The sequence below is a fragment of the Acidithiobacillus sp. HP-2 genome (assembly GCF_015100155.1).
Taxonomy (GTDB): domain Bacteria; phylum Pseudomonadota; class Gammaproteobacteria; order Acidithiobacillales; family Acidithiobacillaceae; genus Acidithiobacillus.
Map to the genome: position 1 here is coordinate 15126 of NZ_JACKZA010000011.1, position 16495 is coordinate 31620.

General features: G+C 49.5%; 14 protein-coding genes. 9 read left to right on the top strand and 5 right to left on the bottom strand.

Features of this window, described 5'->3' with window-relative positions:
* Window positions 1-57 precede the first annotated feature (57 nt).
* Genes narI through H7F11_RS09935 form a run of 4 tightly spaced genes read right to left on the bottom strand, consistent with a single transcriptional unit; the run spans window position 58 to window position 6615 of the window.
* The gene (gene narI / locus H7F11_RS09920; protein ID WP_193640076.1) at window positions 58-756 is read right to left on the bottom strand and encodes a respiratory nitrate reductase subunit gamma; all 699 of its coding nucleotides are present in this window, start codon (window positions 754-756) and stop codon (window positions 58-60) included.
* Window positions 753-1304: a nitrate reductase molybdenum cofactor assembly chaperone gene (gene narJ, locus H7F11_RS09925; protein WP_035219302.1), complete on the bottom strand. Its 552-nt coding sequence runs from the start codon at window positions 1302-1304 to the stop codon at window positions 753-755. Before narJ ends, narI begins: the two co-directional genes overlap by 4 nt.
* Window positions 1301-2863 (bottom strand): nitrate reductase subunit beta, encoded by a 1563-nt coding sequence (narH, locus tag H7F11_RS09930; protein ID WP_193640077.1) that lies wholly within the window; start codon window positions 2861-2863, stop codon window positions 1301-1303. The genes narJ and narH overlap by 4 nt, the downstream gene beginning before the upstream one ends.
* A complete protein-coding gene (locus H7F11_RS09935; protein WP_193640078.1) occupies window positions 2860-6615 on the bottom strand; it encodes a nitrate reductase subunit alpha in 3756 nt (1251 codons plus the stop codon). The genes narH and H7F11_RS09935 overlap by 4 nt, the downstream gene beginning before the upstream one ends.
* Window positions 6616-7823: 1208 nt before the next feature.
* Between H7F11_RS09935 and H7F11_RS09940 the strand changes: the two genes are divergently transcribed.
* Genes H7F11_RS09940 through H7F11_RS09960 form a run of 5 tightly spaced genes read left to right on the top strand, consistent with a single transcriptional unit; the run spans window position 7824 to window position 10875 of the window.
* Entirely contained in the window at window positions 7824-9353 is a 1530-nt protein-coding gene (locus H7F11_RS09940) for an AAA family ATPase (RefSeq protein WP_193650718.1), read from the top strand.
* A gap of 7 nt (window positions 9354-9360) precedes the next feature.
* Window positions 9361-9534 carry a hypothetical protein gene (locus H7F11_RS09945; protein ID WP_193640993.1) on the top strand — a complete coding sequence of 58 codons (174 nt, stop codon included), beginning with the start codon at window positions 9361-9363 and terminating at the stop codon, window positions 9532-9534.
* A complete protein-coding gene (locus tag H7F11_RS09950) occupies window positions 9531-10133 on the top strand; it encodes a metallophosphoesterase (protein ID WP_193650719.1) in 603 nt (200 codons plus the stop codon). Before H7F11_RS09945 ends, H7F11_RS09950 begins: the two co-directional genes overlap by 4 nt.
* Before the next feature lie 12 nt (window positions 10134-10145).
* Window positions 10146-10430, top strand: a complete 285-nt coding sequence (locus H7F11_RS09955; RefSeq protein WP_193640414.1) for a hypothetical protein — start codon at window positions 10146-10148, stop codon at window positions 10428-10430.
* A gap of 22 nt (window positions 10431-10452) precedes the next feature.
* Window positions 10453-10875: a hypothetical protein gene (locus H7F11_RS09960; protein WP_193640415.1), complete on the top strand. Its 423-nt coding sequence runs from the start codon at window positions 10453-10455 to the stop codon at window positions 10873-10875.
* Window positions 10876-10984: 109 nt separating this feature from the next.
* Here the strand turns inward: H7F11_RS09960 and H7F11_RS09965 are convergent, their stop codons facing one another.
* Complete coding sequence (locus H7F11_RS09965; protein WP_193640416.1) at window positions 10985-11545, bottom strand: metallophosphoesterase; 561 nt, start codon at window positions 11543-11545, stop codon at window positions 10985-10987.
* Between the two features lie 223 nt (window positions 11546-11768).
* On the opposite strand from H7F11_RS09965, the gene H7F11_RS09970 reads away from it, so the two are divergent.
* The 4 genes from H7F11_RS09970 to H7F11_RS09980 all read left to right on the top strand — a co-directional run bounded on the left by H7F11_RS09970 (window position 11769) and on the right by H7F11_RS09980 (window position 16493).
* The gene (locus H7F11_RS09970; RefSeq protein ID WP_193640417.1) at window positions 11769-12032 is read left to right on the top strand and encodes a superinfection immunity protein; all 264 of its coding nucleotides are present in this window, start codon (window positions 11769-11771) and stop codon (window positions 12030-12032) included.
* 96 nt (window positions 12033-12128) lie between these two features.
* A complete protein-coding gene (locus H7F11_RS09975) occupies window positions 12129-15095 on the top strand; it encodes a type I restriction endonuclease subunit R (RefSeq protein ID WP_193640418.1) in 2967 nt (988 codons plus the stop codon).
* Entirely contained in the window at window positions 15085-15207 is a 123-nt protein-coding gene (locus H7F11_RS16965; protein ID WP_264674693.1) for a hypothetical protein, read from the top strand. The genes H7F11_RS09975 and H7F11_RS16965 overlap by 11 nt, the downstream gene beginning before the upstream one ends.
* Window positions 15204-16493 carry a restriction endonuclease subunit S gene (locus H7F11_RS09980; protein ID WP_193640419.1) on the top strand — a complete coding sequence of 430 codons (1290 nt, stop codon included), beginning with the start codon at window positions 15204-15206 and terminating at the stop codon, window positions 16491-16493. Before H7F11_RS16965 ends, H7F11_RS09980 begins: the two co-directional genes overlap by 4 nt.
* The last annotated feature ends 2 nt before the right edge of the window (window positions 16494-16495 follow it).

Sequence of the window (16495 nt, forward strand, 5' to 3'; positions counted from 1 at the left end):
AATTAAACAACCTTTTCTTTCCCCAACAAATTCGGTGAAATACCAAGGTCATCACTTTTATACGACGGAGCGAATTTTTGAGCGTACCAGCTGATAAGGTCTGACAACATAATTTAATGGTGCAGTCCAAATATGCACAAGCCTACTGAAAGGAAAAAGGAGAAATACAGTAAATCCACAAAACATGTGCACCTTATAGATCAATGGAATGTTTATAATGAGTTGCGGATTGGCTTGAAACTCGGCAATGCTTCGAACATAATGAATAAGTATTTCCATATTTTGGACATGATCATGAATCACTTCGGGCACACTGATGAATTGGGTGCCCAAACCAAAGCAAAGTGTTATCAATAACCATACCAATATAATAATATCCATAGGACGACTAGCGTAACGCACCTTTGGATCAAGCACCCTGCGTAATAAAAGCATGACTCCACCAACCATTGCCACCACTCCGGCTGTGATACCTGCGCTAGCAGCAAGCCATTGATGCTCGACAGGATCTAAACCTAGCCATTCCAGGATGTCGGTCAGAAATCCCGTAAAATGTCCGAGAAAAAGCGTCAGTATGCCTATATGCCAGAGATTACTCGCCCACATCATATAGCGTTTCGATGCTAAAATCTGGCTGGAATAGCTAGTCCAGCCGGCTTGCTCACGTTCATAACGAATAATTGAACCCAACAAGAATATTGTTCCGGCTATGTAAGGATAGATGCCAAACAAGAAGGTATTCCAAGACCAGATCATACAGAAACTCCTGATGAAATAGGTGAAAGAAAATGACTGCGATACAGTACTGGTTCTAATAAACGGGCATAGGGACTCTGTATTTCTGAAAGATTGTTTCGCAATATCTGAATACTTTCGTCTGCGCTGCTCAGAAAGATGTAAGACTCCTCTATCTCTAAGGTTGCCGCGAAATCCAAAACAACAGGTAGGAAGTCTGGCAACGCCCGAGCACCTGGAGCCCATCCATAAGTAGAGTAGTATTCAAGAAGTCGGACGAGAACGTCGCCTCGGCCACGATCATCCTCAGGAAGGATGTGATTACTCAGATGCAGGTCGCAACTGGGATTCCAGTCAAATGTATTCACATATAAAGCTTCTAATTGCAAAGGGGCCAGACTTTGCATCCACTTTATATGATCGTGCAACATAATAACTTCTTTCTTGTGCGCATTGTCTAGTGATTCTAGTGCGAAGGCGATCTCTGGTAGGTTCTGTAGGAGTTCGTCGTCTGGATAATCCAGTAGCAGTGCCACAACGTGCAAAATGGGTTGATGAAAGATACTCATACGTTTCCCCGGTGCCGAACGAAATGGAGCGGCTGCACGTTCGCCGCTGGTGTTTCTTTGCGACGCCTTGGGAATAGCTCTCCAGCGCTGATACCCGCACTACTTTCGTTACCAAACACAAAGCCATTTTGTCCCTGAAAATCATATGGATCATCCATCATGGTTTCCTGATGGCTGGTAGGGATCACAAACCGATCTTCATAATTGGCTATGGCCAGATACCGATACATATCCTGAGCGGTGGCCTCGTCCAAATCGGCTCCGTCTAAAACCTCTGTATTAGGCACGCCTTGAACATGTAGACTGCGCTGATAGGCTCGCATTGCAATGAGTTTTTTCAACGATGCGATTACTGGCTTATGGTTCCCCGCCGTAAAAAGACTGGCTAGATAGTCGATTGGTATACGCAATGATTCCAAGCGTGGGATTATGTCCTCTGCCTTACTCGGAATATTTCGTGGTGATATTTCGCGCCCCATAGGTGATAAAGGTGGGATATACCAGACCATGGGGAGGGTTCGGAATTCAGGATGCAAAGGTAGTGCTATTTTCCAGTCCATCGCCATTTTGTAAATAGGCGAGCGCTGTGCTGCATCAATCCAGGAATCAGGAACGTCATCGAGGCGTGCTTGTGCGATTACCTCTGGATCGTGCGGGTTAAGAAAAATGTTCATTTGTGCTTCATAAAGATCCTTTTCTTCAGTCGTGCCGGCCAGTTCAGCAATGCGGTCCGCATCGTACAACATAATGCCATTGTACCGTATACGTCCCACACAGGTGTCTGAGCAGATAGTTGGCAATCCTGATTCAACTCGGGGATAGCAAGCAATACATTTTTCCGATTTACCGGAGTCCCAATTGAAATATACCTTTTTATATGGGCACGCAGAGATACACATACGCCAACCGCGACAGCGATCCTGATCAATAAGAACAATGCCATCCTCTTCTCGTTTATAAATGGCCCCAGAAGGGCACGCAGCAACGCAGGCCGGATTTAAGCAATGGTTACACATGCGTGGTAAATAAAAAAGAAAGGTTTTCTCGAATTCCCCCAAAAGGTCTTTGCCTGGGACATCTCTAAGATTGTAATCTACAGATCGCGTTTGATAAGTACCACCCAATTGATCTTCCCAGTTCGCACTCCATTCAATTTTTTCCATAACCTGACCGCTCACCAGTGAAACTGGGCGTGCGACCGGTGCTGTTTCTGATAATTGTGCATTGAGGAGATGTGCATAGTCGTACGTAAAAGGTTCGTAGTAGTCCAAAATCTCGGGTAAATGTGGATTGGCAAAAATAGTCATCAGCTCCCAGAAACGACCACCTTGTTTTAGGGATAACTTACCATTCTTCAATATCCACCCGCCATGCCATTGGTCTTGATTTTCCCAGTTTTTGGGATAACCTATTCCTGGTTTGGTTTCGACATTATTGAACCAGATATATTCCGTTCCTCGACGGTTGGTCCAGGTATTTTTGCAGGTCACCGAGCATGTATGACAACCGATGCACTTATCTAGATTAAAAACGAGAGCAAATTGTGCACGTACTTTCATTGACTTTCCTCCACTGCTTGACGCAGTTCTGTCTCTAGATCCGAGCCTAACTGCTTTTCCATCCACGAGATTTGTGCATCGTTTACCTTGCGAATCAGTACTTCAGCATCGCGCTGACTTCCGACAGGTCCATAATAATTCAGTGTCCAGGCGAGTTGTGCATAGCCACCGATCATATGGGTCGGCTTTACAATTACTCGTGTAGCGCTGTTATTGATGCCACCACGTTTACCTGTGCTTGGCGCACCTGGAACATTCAGTGTTTTTTCCTGTTGGTGATACATGATGGCCACCCCTTCTGGAATGCGTTGGCTCACCACCGCACGTGCCATAAGGGCACCATTTTCATTAACTGCTTCTAACCAGTCGTTGTCAGATATTTTAAGCTGATCGGCATCTTTCTCGCTGAGCCAGATATGGGGACCCCCTCGGGAAAGATGCATCATGCGCAAATCGTCATGATAGGTGCTATGAATTCCCCATTTGTCGTGTGGCGTAAGAAACCGTAATACGATGCCACCCTGTTGGGCGATGGCCTCAGGCAAGCCTGCGACGGCGTGTGTGGTTAAAGGCGGGCGATAGGTACAAAGACCTTCACCAAAATCCAACATCCATTCATGATCCAGATAAAACTGACCACGTCCGGTGAGTGTTCTATAGGGCGTGGCATAGTGCACATTTACATATCCAGCATTGTAACTGACTTCTTCCGACATCAGACCACTCCATGAAGGAGATGAAATCACCTTTCGGGGTTGTACTTGCAAGTCATGAAAGCTAAATTTCTCACCCCGGCGATCGTTGGCAAGTTTGGTTAGAGAAAGTCCAGTTTTGGTGCTCAACGACAGCCATCCTTTATGCGCCACTTCTCCGTTAGTCTCCGGGGAGAGATGAAGAACCATATTGCATGCGTTGATATCACTCTCAAGGGAGGGGCGAGCGTCTTCTTTACCCTTTCCTGAAGAAGGGAATGTTCCGTTAATCGCCAGCAATTCCGAAATTTCTTGCCCGGTCTCCCAATGCTCGCCCTTTGCACCATTGCCGTGAGTGGCCAGCAGCGGTCCAATGCTGCTGTACTGTTCATAAATATGCGGATAATCACGTTCCACAATTTCAAAATTTGGACAAGTACGTCCAGGCTCTGGAATTTTTCCTTCACGTTTCCAATCGCTGACTCCCACAGCTTGTCCCAGCTCATTAGGGGTATCGTGAAGTAGTGAAATAGCAAGCAAATCCTTTCTTTTCCCGAGATGTTTTTCAGCAAGTGTTGAAAAACTTTTGGCTAAATGCCGAAAAATCTGCCAATCGCTGCGACTTTCCCAACCTGGATCCACTGCAGCACCAAGAGGGTGGATGAAGGGATGCATGTCTGTGGTGTTCAGGTCGTCCTTTTCGTACCATGTAGCCGTTGGCAGGATAATATCCGCATAGGCCCCAGTGCTATTTAACCTAAAGTTGATATCTATCATTAAGTCCAGCTTGCCAACGGGGGCTTTCTCGTGCCACTGGATTTCTTGCGAAGCTCTACCCGAGCCATCTTCTCCCAGCACGGCATTTTCGGCCCCGAGAAGATGCTTGAGAAAGTATTCATGACCTTTCGCGTTGGTACCGATCAGGTTACTGCGCCAGACGAACAGATTGCGCGGCCAATTCTCTTGGTGGTCAATATCTTCACTGGCAAAAGTGAGATGTCCGTTATGAAGTTCATGAGCAACATAATCCGCAACACCTTTTGAATCCTGGCTGGCGGCTTCGGCGATATCTAATGGGTTACTTTGAAAGTGGGGTGCGGCGGGAAGCCATCCCAAACGCTCGGCCACAATATTGTAATCTGCCAATGTGTGGCCTTTGTAGCTGGCTTTTGCGGCAGGATGCATGAGGCTATCAGCGGTGACGCGCTCATAGCGCCATTGGTCCGTATGTAAATACCAGTAACTAGTCCCCGCTGCTTGGCGCGAGTGTAGATGCCAGTCGCCAGCAAAAGCCAAAGGTAACCACCCAGCTTGGGGTCGAAGTGCTTCCTGACCAACATAATGTGCCCAGCCTCCACCACTTTGACCAACACATCCACAAAGATGCACAAGATTAATAATTGACCGATAATTCATATCGTTATGGTACCAATGATTGGTTCCGGCACCGACAATCACCATGGACTTCCCTTGTGTAAGCACGGCGTTTTCCGCAAACTCTTGCGCGATTCTTATGCAATTCTCTTGTGGAATACCGGTAATGCCTTGCTGCCAAGCTGGAGTGAAAAGCTGATTGCTATCTGTATAGTTTGCATCGGTCGTGCCTTCGATTTCGGCACGGTTGACGCCATATTGTGCAAGCAACAGATCAAAGACGGAACAAACAAATTGTTCACCATGCGTAGTTTGTAAACGGCGCGCCGGGATCTTGCGTTCAACCAGCTTTGCTTGGCCGTCACTATTGCCATAATCAGGAAAAACCACTTGGAGCACGATATCTTGTAAACCTAAGCAGGATAATTCTGCCTCAATGTATTCGTTCGTTGTCGCATCTTCTTGTAGCAGGTTCCAGTTACCCTCAGTTTGACTCCACCGAAAACCTATGGATCCTTTGGGGCATCGATAACTCTCGCTTTTCGAATCATAAACGATAGTTTTCCATTCGGGATTTTCATTTTGACCTAGCTGATTATCAAAATCAGAGGCCCGTAAAAAGCGATCGCTGGTGTATCGGGTATCATCCAACGGTCTTAAGAGTATTTGCATCGGCAGGTCAGTGAATTGTCTTGCATAATCTTGAAAATAGGATGCCTTTTTTTGCAAAAAGAATTCCTGTAATACCACATGACCCATTGCTAAAAATAACGCAGCATCGGTGCCCGCTCGTACAGGTAACCACTCATCGGCAAATTTTACGTATTCCGCATAATCTGGGGCTATCGCGACGACTTTGGTACCTTTATATCTGACTTCAGAATAAAAATGGGCATCAGGGGTACGTGTCGCCGGAATATTGGTTCCAGCTACGATGATATAGGTAGAATTATACCAATCGGCTGATTCTGGTACGTCGGTCTGCTCTCCCCAGACTTGAGGTGAAGATGGTGGGAGGTCGCAATACCAATCATAGAAACTCAGTGGTACGCCCCCAATCAATGAAAGATACCGTGTTCCAGCAGCGTAGCTGATCATCGACATTGCAGGAATGACAGAGAATCCAGCGATACGATCAGGTCCGTAACGTAATATGGTATAAATATTCGCAGCCGCAATGATTTCGTTGATTTCATCCCAGCTACTGCGGACAAAACCGCCCAATCCACGCACCGCGATGTAACTACTGCGTTTTTTTGGGTCTTCCTGAATAGCTCTCCAAGCTTCTACTGGATCTTTCCCCGTGGCTCTTTCATGGCGATATAGTTCCAGCAACCGTGCACGGATCATGGGGTATTTGATACGATGAGGACTATATAAATACCAGGAAAAACTGGCACCTCGTTGACAACCGCGAGGTTCGTGGTTGGGTAGGTCTGGGCGCGTTTGCGGGTAATCATGTGCCTGCATCTCAAAAACAACCAGCCCGTTTTTGACATGGACATTCCAACTGCAACCGCCTGTACAGTTTACACCATGAGTCGTGCGCACTACCTTGTCATACCGCCAGCGATGCCGATATGCGTCTTCCCAGAGGCGATCATCCTGCAATTTGACACCATGTCCATCCGAGAAGGATTCGTGGTAACGAACTAAATACTTCAGGCGATCCAGCAAATGACTCATAAAGAACTCCTTCGATAATGTTTCAGCCGCCTAAGCCTGTAGGATAGGCTTATAAACTTAATTCATACGCACAACATGCTTTCTGACCACGCCTGAGTCTGCTTTGAAAATTTTTTATTCTTTTCGGTAGTAGAAACCTGTTCCTTAGATAATTTTCCTGTAGACACCAACTCAGTATGTAGCATTGATTCTCCCTCGCAATAACGCAGAGTTACAGGCCGCCAGCATGAGAGCAGCCCAAAGAATGAGCATGTTGCGCATTCAGACCAATGCAGAGGCTGAATACACAAAGCCTCTACTTGAATTTGAATTAATTCTGGTAAAAAAAACCGCTTCGCCGCCACAGGTGCAGCATATTGCTTTGATAATCATAGGCCTTATATCTTCAGGTAGACGTCAAAAACCACTAAACACTCCTAATTGTAGCAAAGTTTTGTTATGGTGTGGGCTTTAGAGATTGAGTTTGTCCGCCACGGAGTTGAAGATTGGGCCGAAATCGGCTCCTTTACTTCGATGCCGACAACGTTCCTGCCACGATCATTGAAGCCTCCGGTTCAGGCATGAAGGACCCGACGCCAGAGAATAACCTCACCGGATGAAGCCCCCCGGTGAGGACCATAGTTTTTGGGTGATTTGCACGATGATATAGCTGATGTGGAGTGTCAAGGGGGAGCGTCCAAGGGGCTGCTCCGCAGTCTGCCGAACCATCCGTAACCCTTTGCGAGTATTCTAGATCCCGCGTTCTACCTTGTTGTGTGGCATGCATGAGTGTCAGGTAAATCTGAGTCTGACCCGCGCATGTTTCGTGCTCCGGCCTATGGCGGATAACAGCAATGGGCGGCTGGTGATGGCTTCTTTGCGGATATCCGGGAATAAATGACCGCTATCGGTCTGAACCAGCCCTTCAGTAGAAGAACTACAGGGCAGCCCAATCGGGCAGTGTCCAGTTAAAAGTTTAACAAAGTGTTAACCATTTCACTCCCAACCCAAAAAGTATCAGCACCCCCTCCCTGCAGAAATTCATCGTCCAGACCAGACCATGGCGCAACAAATCTCGTCAGAGTTGTCGGCATTGATGGAAGAAGGAGCGGATTGTGCGTCTAACGAAAAAATAAAAACCGCGTGTTGTTATAGTACAGTACATTTGAAATCTATGTACATATTAGATATACTACGCACTACTGTCATTCCACAAAAAGGAGGCTGACATGACTACACCCTACAAAGATCAACTCCTCGCACTCGGCGAAAAACTCAAACAGGACGTGAAAGCCGCTGGTAAAAAGCGTTCAGAGGTTTTTCTGTCCATCTGGAATGGCATTGAACAAAACCTGCTGGACAAGGATTTCGACTCGATGTCCGCGCGTGATCCAAAAACGCCCGTCGAACTGAGCCTGCGCGAAGGCTTGGTGGATATCGGACGTTGCTATCTGGCAGATGATGACCGCCTGCCCAATGACGCGCAGATTGCCGAACAGTGGTTGATGATCGGGGCAGAGTGGGGGTCCTTCATGGGTCAGATACTGCTGTTGCAGCTCCATATTGCTTCGGGCCAGACGGCCTACGATCCCCGCTGGTTACAGGCGTTCCGGAAATGGCAGAGCGAAGAGAAACGTGGGGATTTCCTCTGGAAGAACCAGAATCGGCGCTTCGAGAAGCTGTCTTCGGTGGCTTTTGAATTGGGTTTAAGAGCGGCTATTGCCCTACAGGACGCGGCCTTGGCGAAAGAAGTGTCGGACTGCATGCAGGCGGCCTCTTGTGATGAGCTGTCATTGATTGGTCTGCAATGGCAGGCAGAGCGGTTATTGACCCAGAATGAACCAATTCCAGAATACAGTCGGCAAATACTGGGTAGCATTACCCCCGGAAATGATGCCAAGGAAAATCAGGCATTGTCCCGCTTCAAAACCTTGCTTGGCCCACTGCCTTTACAGACCTGGCCGGATAGCCCTTCCTGGGCGGAAGGTTTGCGCCAGGACTATCCCTGGATGGTGCCGGCCATAGACAAGCTTGAGAATGAATGGGCACTGCATCATGTGACGAGGCATCCGGTATTGAAATTCCGCCCCCTCTTGCTGGTTGGCAATCCCGGACTCGGCAAAAGCCGCTTTGTGCAAAGTCTGGGGAAGACCCTGGGATTGCCCACGACCTTTTTGATGATGGCAGGGATGAACGATAACATGATGCTCAAAGGCACGGCACGAGGGTGGAGTACCGCACGGGCAGGTTATCTGGTCGAATTCATGCGCGAAAACCGTCAGGCCAATCCGTTGGTCTGTCTGGATGAAATCGAAAAAGTCGGTACCAGCAAACACAATGGCCGCCTTTGGGAAACCCTGCTGACCATGCTGGAACCGACCACCGCCCGCTGCGTCACCGATGAGTATTTGTTGGGACCGGTGGATTATTCGGCCGTCAACTGGGTGGCCACGGCCAATGACCTGCGTGATCTGCCCAAACCCTTGCGCGCGCGTTTTACCATCGTTCGCGTGGACGAACCCGAAAGCCGGGACTTTGATCGTATTTTTACGAACACCCTCCAGGAAATTGCGCGGGATCTGGGCACGGAAACTTGGGCATTGCCTGCATTGCCACCAGAGATTGTCGAGGGCTTGCGGCGGCAGTTTCGGCGCAATCCCGGTTCACTACGGCAACTGGGGGTCACCACACGTTCTTTGCTGCAACTGGAAGCGAGGGCACAGATGGATAACGGAACAGCATCGCGATACTTCCATTGAAGAAAATATGGCACGCTGCGGTGATCAGGATGTCGGGCTGTGGATGCATGGACATACCCACCATGCCGTGGATTACTCCATTGGTGCAGTGCGCATTTTGTCCAATGCCTTCGGCTACCCGAGAGAGGGGACCGGCGTACAGTTGGATCAGGTCATTGCCCTGGAGGAGAAAAATTCATGAACCCGCGTATCATCATGCACCCAGCCAATCTGCAGGGCCGGGACTTTATCGTCGGGGATCTGCATGGTCATCCCGATGTTCTCTATCGGCTCATGGATCAGGTGCGCTTTGATGTCGATACGGATCGCCTGTTCAGCGTGGGCGATCTGGTGGATCGGGGTCCAAACAGTGCCGCAGCACTGGATCTGTTGGATGCCCCCTGGTTTTATCCGGTGCTGGGCAATCACGACGCCATGCTGTTGGCGACCTTGAATCTGAGCTGTTTGCGGGAGATGGAGCGGGCTGAATCCCAACGGACGGCAGCCTACGCCGATCTTTTCAACCAAAACGGCGGATGGGATTGGCTGCGTCTGTATCGCAGTGAGGAAGAACGCCTTGAACAGTGGCGATCAGCCCTTGCACAGGTGCCATTGGTCCGCATCGTTGACGCAGAGAATAGGACACCGGCAGGGCGTTTTCAGGTGCTGCACGCCGATCTGGCTGCAGAACGGGAGAATATGATGGCCGTGTGCTGGAATGATACCGATCTCGCAGCAGACACCCATCCCCGTTGGCAGGAGGCGCATCCGGTCATCGGTTATGACGCAACGGGGACTTAGGAAGATCATTTATTGTGGGGACGGAGTTTGCGTTATGCCCTGTCCCATGAAATCCCCATCGTTCCGAACGCGTTATCCCGGACTTATGTGGGTCATACCATCACGCCACCCCGGGAAGGCCGTTTATTGCAAGTCGCCGGACATGTGTTTCTGGATACGGGGGCCGCCCATCTGGACCAGCCCGAAAAATATCGCAATCAGGGTTTGACCCTGTTTTGCCATCAGGAACAGCAGGGCTGGATGACTACGGCCACCGGGATGGAGCGCGTAACGCTGGGCAATGTGCCCGTGCTCTAAAGAAATAAGGGGGAGAAAGCATATGGATATCGCCTTGGAACAGGCCCTGCGGCGGGATTATCCCGTACTGTACAGCCACTACCGGGAAAATCATTTCTGGTGCGAAGACGGCTGGTATCCATTGCTTTGTACCTTGTCACAGACGCTGGAAACCTACGCTCAGGAGCATGGCATCCGTATTCACGTCCATGAAGTCAAACAGAAATTCGGGACAATGCGTTATTATTATGGCTATGACGGCGTGCTGCCGGACCGGCAGAAACATACCCTGTTTCAGATCGTCGAGGAATATGAGAATCGCTCCCGCCGGATCTGTGAGCACTGCGGTTTGCCGGGCACCTTATTGGTCCGTGACGGTTACTGGTATGTGGCCTGCCCGGAACATGCCAAGGACGGTCTCACGCCCGCTGCCTTTCAAAAGTTAGGGTGTACCAATTCGGTGTAGCTGGCTCTTCCGACCAGCACCTATTCGGTGCACCCGTATCTATCTATTAATATATTTATTTATGGTAAGCGGTATAACCGGAATGAGCGTGACACCTCACATCAAAAATTCAGTCCCATTTCCGCAATCGCAAAACATCTGCACGATGCCTCTTGGCGACTTCCGGATCAAAGGGTCCCAGCGCATCGCAAATATCGGCAAGTTGCACGGGCCTGCCACCCCAAACATCCGCACTGACTTCCATAGAACCCGGTTGCGGTTGGAAGTTGCCATGCACATGACCGTATAAATGAATCGTGCCATTCCACATGCCCGGCCATTCCCGCATCGGGTAATGGCACAGAAAAACGCTCTTTTCCTCTACATGAATCTTGGTCATTTCCTGTACGCTGGACCACCCCTTGATCTGATTGGAATGGACAGGATCGTGGTTTCCGCGAATCAGGTGTTTGGTGCCATTCAGCTTGTTCAGAAGCAGCGCGATTTGGTCTGGCTTGAGCATGGAAAAATCGCCCAGGTGATAGACGGTATCCCGAGGGTCCACCACGCTGTTCCAGATACGGATTAATGCACTGTCCATCTCATCAGCATCTGCAAAAGGCCGCTGGCAATAAAGAATGATGTTGGCATGCCCGAAATGACTGTCGCTGGTGAAGAAGGTCCGCAGCATGTATCCCAACCTCAATGCAAAAAATGCATCCTGTCACAACCCGATGAGGCTTTTCCAGATCTGTGGGTAAAAACCCATCCGGTCATGTGCATGAATCGGGATAACAGTAAAAGCTTATTTACGCCCACGTCCCAGATTTGTAAGATCATCAGTAAGGAAAGACTTCTGCTGCTTTCGCAGACTTGATTGTGTTGGCCTGCCCATAGAAAAAAGGATGCCGCTCATGATGCACTGGATGATGGATAGTCGCGCGGGTTTTCTGTTTTTGCTGATAACGGCCTTTGTCATCGCGGCACTGATCTATGCGCTTCCAATCTTTATGGCCTGGACCATAGGCAGTCCATACCTCACTGCCATCACGCTCCTGGACCTCTTTCTGGGCTGGACGGTATTAGGCTGGATTGCCGCTTTAATCTGGGCCATGGCTTCGGGTAACGGCGGCACCTTCGATGAGGATGGTCCCTCCCGGCACAAACCCTCCTTCTGAACCATTTCTGGTTTCTACATCCCTACAAAAATTGACGAAAGCCCCTGAAGCTCGCACCATGCACGGGAGTGTTTACAGGAAGCCGCATCCCGCAACATGACCGAACAAGAAATCGAAGAAGCCCTCATCCAGAAACTGGGCGATTTGAAGTACAGCTATCGCCCGGATATTCATGATCGGGCCGCACTGGAAGCCAACTTCCGGCATCATTTCGAAGCCCTGAATCACGTTTCCCTGAGCGATAGCGAATTTGCCCGATTGCTGGAGACGATTGTGACCCCCGATGTGTATGCGGCGTCTCGCATTCTGCGGGAACGCAACCATTTCGAGCGCGATGACGGTACGGCGCTGCACTATACCCTGGTCAACATCAAGGACTGGTGCAAAAACACCTTTGAAGTGATTCATCAGCTGCGCATCAACACCGATTACAGCCATCATCGCTATGACGTGATGCTACTCATCAATGGCGTACCCGTCGTCCAGATCGAGCTCAAAACCCTGCAGATCAGCCCCCGTCGCGCTATTCAGCAAATCGTCGAATATAAGCATGATCCCGGTAACGGCTATGCCAAGACCCTGCTCTGTTTTCTACAACTGTTCATCGTCAGTAACCGCAGTGATACCTGGTACTTCGCCAATAACAACAGCCGACATTTTGCCTTCAATGCCGAGGAACGCTTTTTACCCCTCTACCAGTTCGCACGGGAAGACAACAGCAAGATCACCCATCTGGATGATTTTGCCGACGCCTTTCTGGCGAAATGCACCCTGGGAGAGATGATCAGCCGCTACATGGTACTGGTCGCGAGCGAACAAAAACTGCTGATGATGCGGCCGTATCAAATCTACGCGGTTAAGGCGATCGTGGACTGTATTCACCAGCATCGCGGTAATGGCTATATCTGGCACACCACCGGCAGTGGCAAAACTCTGACCTCGTTCAAAGCCTCGACCCTCCTCAAAGACAACCCCGATATCGACAAATGCCTGTTTGTGGTGGACCGTAAAGACCTCGACCGCCAGACCCGCGATGAATTCAACCGCTTTCAGGAAAACTGTGTAGAAGCCAACACCCACACCGGTACCTTGGTGAGCCGTCTGCTTTCTGACGACTATGCCGATAAGGTCATTGTGACCACCATCCAGAAACTCGGTTTGGCCTTGGATGGGAATCATCGCTACCACTACAAGGACAAACTGGAACCCTTACGGCATAAGCGCATGGTCTTCATTTTCGATGAATGTCACCGCTCCCAGTTTGGCGAGAACCATCAGGCCATCAAGTCATTCTTCCCGAATGCCCAGCTTTTTGGTTTTACGGGCACCCCGATCTTTGAGCAGAACGCCAATTACCAGCAGATCGAGGGAGAACACGCTTCCTATCGCACCACCGCCGACATCTTCCAGCAGCAGCTTCATGCCTACACCATCACCCACGCCATTGATGACCTCAATGTCCTGCGCTTTCATATCGACTACTACAAGCCCGAAGGGAAACAGGCACCGAAACCGGGTGAAGCCCTGGCCAAACGCGCCATCGTCGAAGCGATTCTCTCCAAGCATGATGCTGCTACCGCTGGACGCAAGTTCAATGCTCTGCTGGCCACCGCATCCATTGTCGATGCCATTGAATACCACACCCTGTTCGAGACCATGCAGGCCGAGAAACAGGCCGAAAACCCCGACTATCAACCGCTGAACATTGCCTGTGTTTTCTCGCCACCACCGGAAGGGAATCAGGATGTCCTGCAAATCCAGGAAGACCTGCCCCAGGAGAAAGCCGACAATGCCCAGGATCCGGATCGCAAGAAAGCCGCCTTACAGGCCATTATGGCCATGTACAATCACCGCTATGGTACGAGCCACCGTATCGGGGAATTCGATCTCTACTATCAGGATGTCCAAAAGCGCATCAAGGATCAGCAGTATCCCCATACCGATCTGCCCCATACCCAGAAAATCGATATCACCATTGTGGTGGATATGCTCCTCACCGGTTTTGATTCTGCCTATCTCAATACCCTCTATGTGGACAAGAATCTCAAGTACCACGGACTGATTCAGGCGTTCTCCCGCACTAATCGGGTGCTCAATGACACCAAGCCCTATGGGAACATTCTCGACTTTCGCCAGCAACAATCAGCCGTAGACACCGCCATCAGCCTGTTCTCCGGACAATCCGGGGAACAGGCCAAGAAAATCTGGTTGGTGGATAAAGCCCCGGTAGTCATCGACCGTCTGCAAGGTGCTCTGGGGCAATTAGAGACCTTTCTGCAGTCACAGGGATTACCCGCTGCCCCTGAAGCCGTACCGCAGTTGCAGGGCGATGCAGCGCGCTGTCAGTTCATACAGTGCTTCAAAGAAGTACAGCGTTGCAAAACCCAATTGGATCAATACACGGATTTAACGCCCGAAGAACGGGAATGCATTGAACAGATGGTTCCGCCAGAAACCTTGCAGGGGTTTCGGGGGGTGTATCTGGATACGGCACAGCGATTACGCGAGCAAAGAGCACAAAACCGCGAGCAGACCAGTCCGGAAGTCGAGCAACTGGATTTTGAGTTTGTCCTTTTTGCCTCGGCCGTAATTGATTACGACTACATCATGACCCTGATCAGTCGTTACACGAACCCCACACCGGGCAAACAAACCATGAATCGGGAAGCACTGGTGGGATTGATTCAATCTGATGCCCAGTTCCTGGATGATCGGGAAGAGATCACCGCCTACATTGATACCCTGAAAGCGGGTAAGGGATTGGATGAATCGGCTATCAGGGAAGGTTTTGAACACTTCAAGAAGCAGAAGCAACAGCAGCGCGTACAAGAAATTGCCCAGGCGCATGGACTGGATGTCCAAGCCCTTCAGGACTTCATGGCGCAGACCCTGAGCCGGATGATTTTTGATGGGGAACAGCTCAGTGAATTACTGGCGCCGCTGCAGTTGGGTTGGAAAGCCCGCACGCAGAAAGAATCTGCCCTCATGCAGGATTTGATTCCCTTGCTGCATAAACAGGCTCAGGGACGGGAGATTTCGGGGCTGGAGGCTTATGAACAATAAACAGTCCAAGAACGCGGCTACCACGCGTCTGGAAACAAAACTTTTGCAGATCGATGGATTAAGTGTGGATCACCCGCTACGGCAGGAAGAACAGGGAAAACACAACGGATGAGCGGAACAAAACACAGTGAATTCTTGCCCAGGTTGCGGTTTCCAGAGTTTCGGGCAGCGGGAGAGTGGGAAGAAAAACAGCTTGGTATTGTCGCAAAAATTAGCGCTGAAAAGGTCAAAGATGCTTCCTGTATCCCCATGAGCATTACCTCTGGCGTTGGACTTGTTAGCCAGATGGAAAAGTTCGGGCGGATAATCGCTGGAAGTTCATATTCTAATTATCTAATTCTTAAAAAAAATTACTTCGCTTACAACAAGAGTGCAACCAAAGAGTATCCGGAGGGATTTATCGCATTGTATTTAGGCGACGAACTTGCTGCTGTACCAAACAGCATTTTCACATGTTTTCACATTAAAGGTGAGTCGCCTGTTCCACAATACATGAACTATCTATTTCTCGATAATCTGCATGGTAAGTGGTTACGGAGGTTTATAGAGGTCGGTGCTCGTGCTCATGGGTCGCTAAGTATCACCGATGACGATTTACTTGCCTTACCAGTGCCGATACCTAGCGGTAAAACATCCATTCTCGAACAACAAAAAATCGCCGACTGCCTTTCCTCCCTCGACGACCTGATCACGCTGGAGGCGCAAAAGCTCGATAGTCTCAAGGCCCATAAAAAAGGGCTGATGCAGCAACTTTTCCCCCGCGAAGGAGAAACACAACCCCGTCTTCGTTTTCCTGAATTTGAAAATGCTGGGGAGTGGGAAGATGGCACGTTGGACGATATAGCTACATTTAGGCGAGGGAGTTTTCCTCAGCCTTATGGGCTGCCAGAATGGTATGACGAAAAAAACGGGATGCCTTTCATTCAGGTTTTCGATGTTGGTGATGACTTTAGGCTTAAAGGTAAAACTAAAAATAGAATAAGCAAATTAGCGGCTGAAAAAAGCGTCTTCATTCCAGAAGGCACATTAATTGTTACGTTGCAGGGCTCAATAGGCAGAGTTGCGATCACTCACTATGATGCTTACATTGATAGGACACTGCTCATATTTGAGAGCTTTAGGAAACCCATAGAAAAAATCTTTTTTGCCCGCGTCATTCAAAACCTCTTTGATATAGAAAAGGAGCAAGCTCCAGGAGGGATTATCAAGACGATTACGAAAGAAGCACTGAGTGAATTTAAGGTTAAATTTCCGACGATCGATGAACAACACCGCATCGCCTCCTGCCTAACCAGCCTCGATGACCTCATCACCGCCCAAACCCAAAAGCTCGAAGCCCTCAAAACCCACAAAAAAGGCTTAATGCAGCAGCTATTCCCGCAGGTCTCTGAGGAATAGAC

Excerpts from the sequence above, each read along its gene's own strand:
- narI (WP_193640076.1), bottom strand. The coding sequence starts at position 756 with ATGATCTGGTCTTGGAATACCTTCTTGTTTGGCATCTATCCTTACATA.
- narJ (WP_035219302.1), bottom strand. The coding sequence starts at position 1,304 with ATGAGTATCTTTCATCAACCCATTTTGCACGTTGTGGCACTGCTACTG.
- narH (WP_193640077.1), bottom strand. The coding sequence starts at position 2,863 with ATGAAAGTACGTGCACAATTTGCTCTCGTTTTTAATCTAGATAAGTGC.
- H7F11_RS09935 (WP_193640078.1), bottom strand. The coding sequence starts at position 6,615 with ATGAGTCATTTGCTGGATCGCCTGAAGTATTTAGTTCGTTACCACGAA.
- H7F11_RS09940 (WP_193650718.1), top strand. The coding sequence starts at position 7,824 with ATGACTACACCCTACAAAGATCAACTCCTCGCACTCGGCGAAAAACTC.
- H7F11_RS09945 (WP_193640993.1), top strand. The coding sequence starts at position 9,361 with ATGGCACGCTGCGGTGATCAGGATGTCGGGCTGTGGATGCATGGACAT.
- H7F11_RS09950 (WP_193650719.1), top strand. The coding sequence starts at position 9,531 with ATGAACCCGCGTATCATCATGCACCCAGCCAATCTGCAGGGCCGGGAC.
- H7F11_RS09960 (WP_193640415.1), top strand. The coding sequence starts at position 10,453 with ATGGATATCGCCTTGGAACAGGCCCTGCGGCGGGATTATCCCGTACTG.
- H7F11_RS09965 (WP_193640416.1), bottom strand. The coding sequence starts at position 11,545 with ATGCTGCGGACCTTCTTCACCAGCGACAGTCATTTCGGGCATGCCAAC.
- H7F11_RS09970 (WP_193640417.1), top strand. The coding sequence starts at position 11,769 with ATGATGCACTGGATGATGGATAGTCGCGCGGGTTTTCTGTTTTTGCTG.
- H7F11_RS09975 (WP_193640418.1), top strand. The coding sequence starts at position 12,129 with ATGACCGAACAAGAAATCGAAGAAGCCCTCATCCAGAAACTGGGCGAT.
- H7F11_RS16965 (WP_264674693.1), top strand. The coding sequence starts at position 15,085 with ATGAACAATAAACAGTCCAAGAACGCGGCTACCACGCGTCTGGAAACA.
- H7F11_RS09980 (WP_193640419.1), top strand. The coding sequence starts at position 15,204 with ATGAGCGGAACAAAACACAGTGAATTCTTGCCCAGGTTGCGGTTTCCA.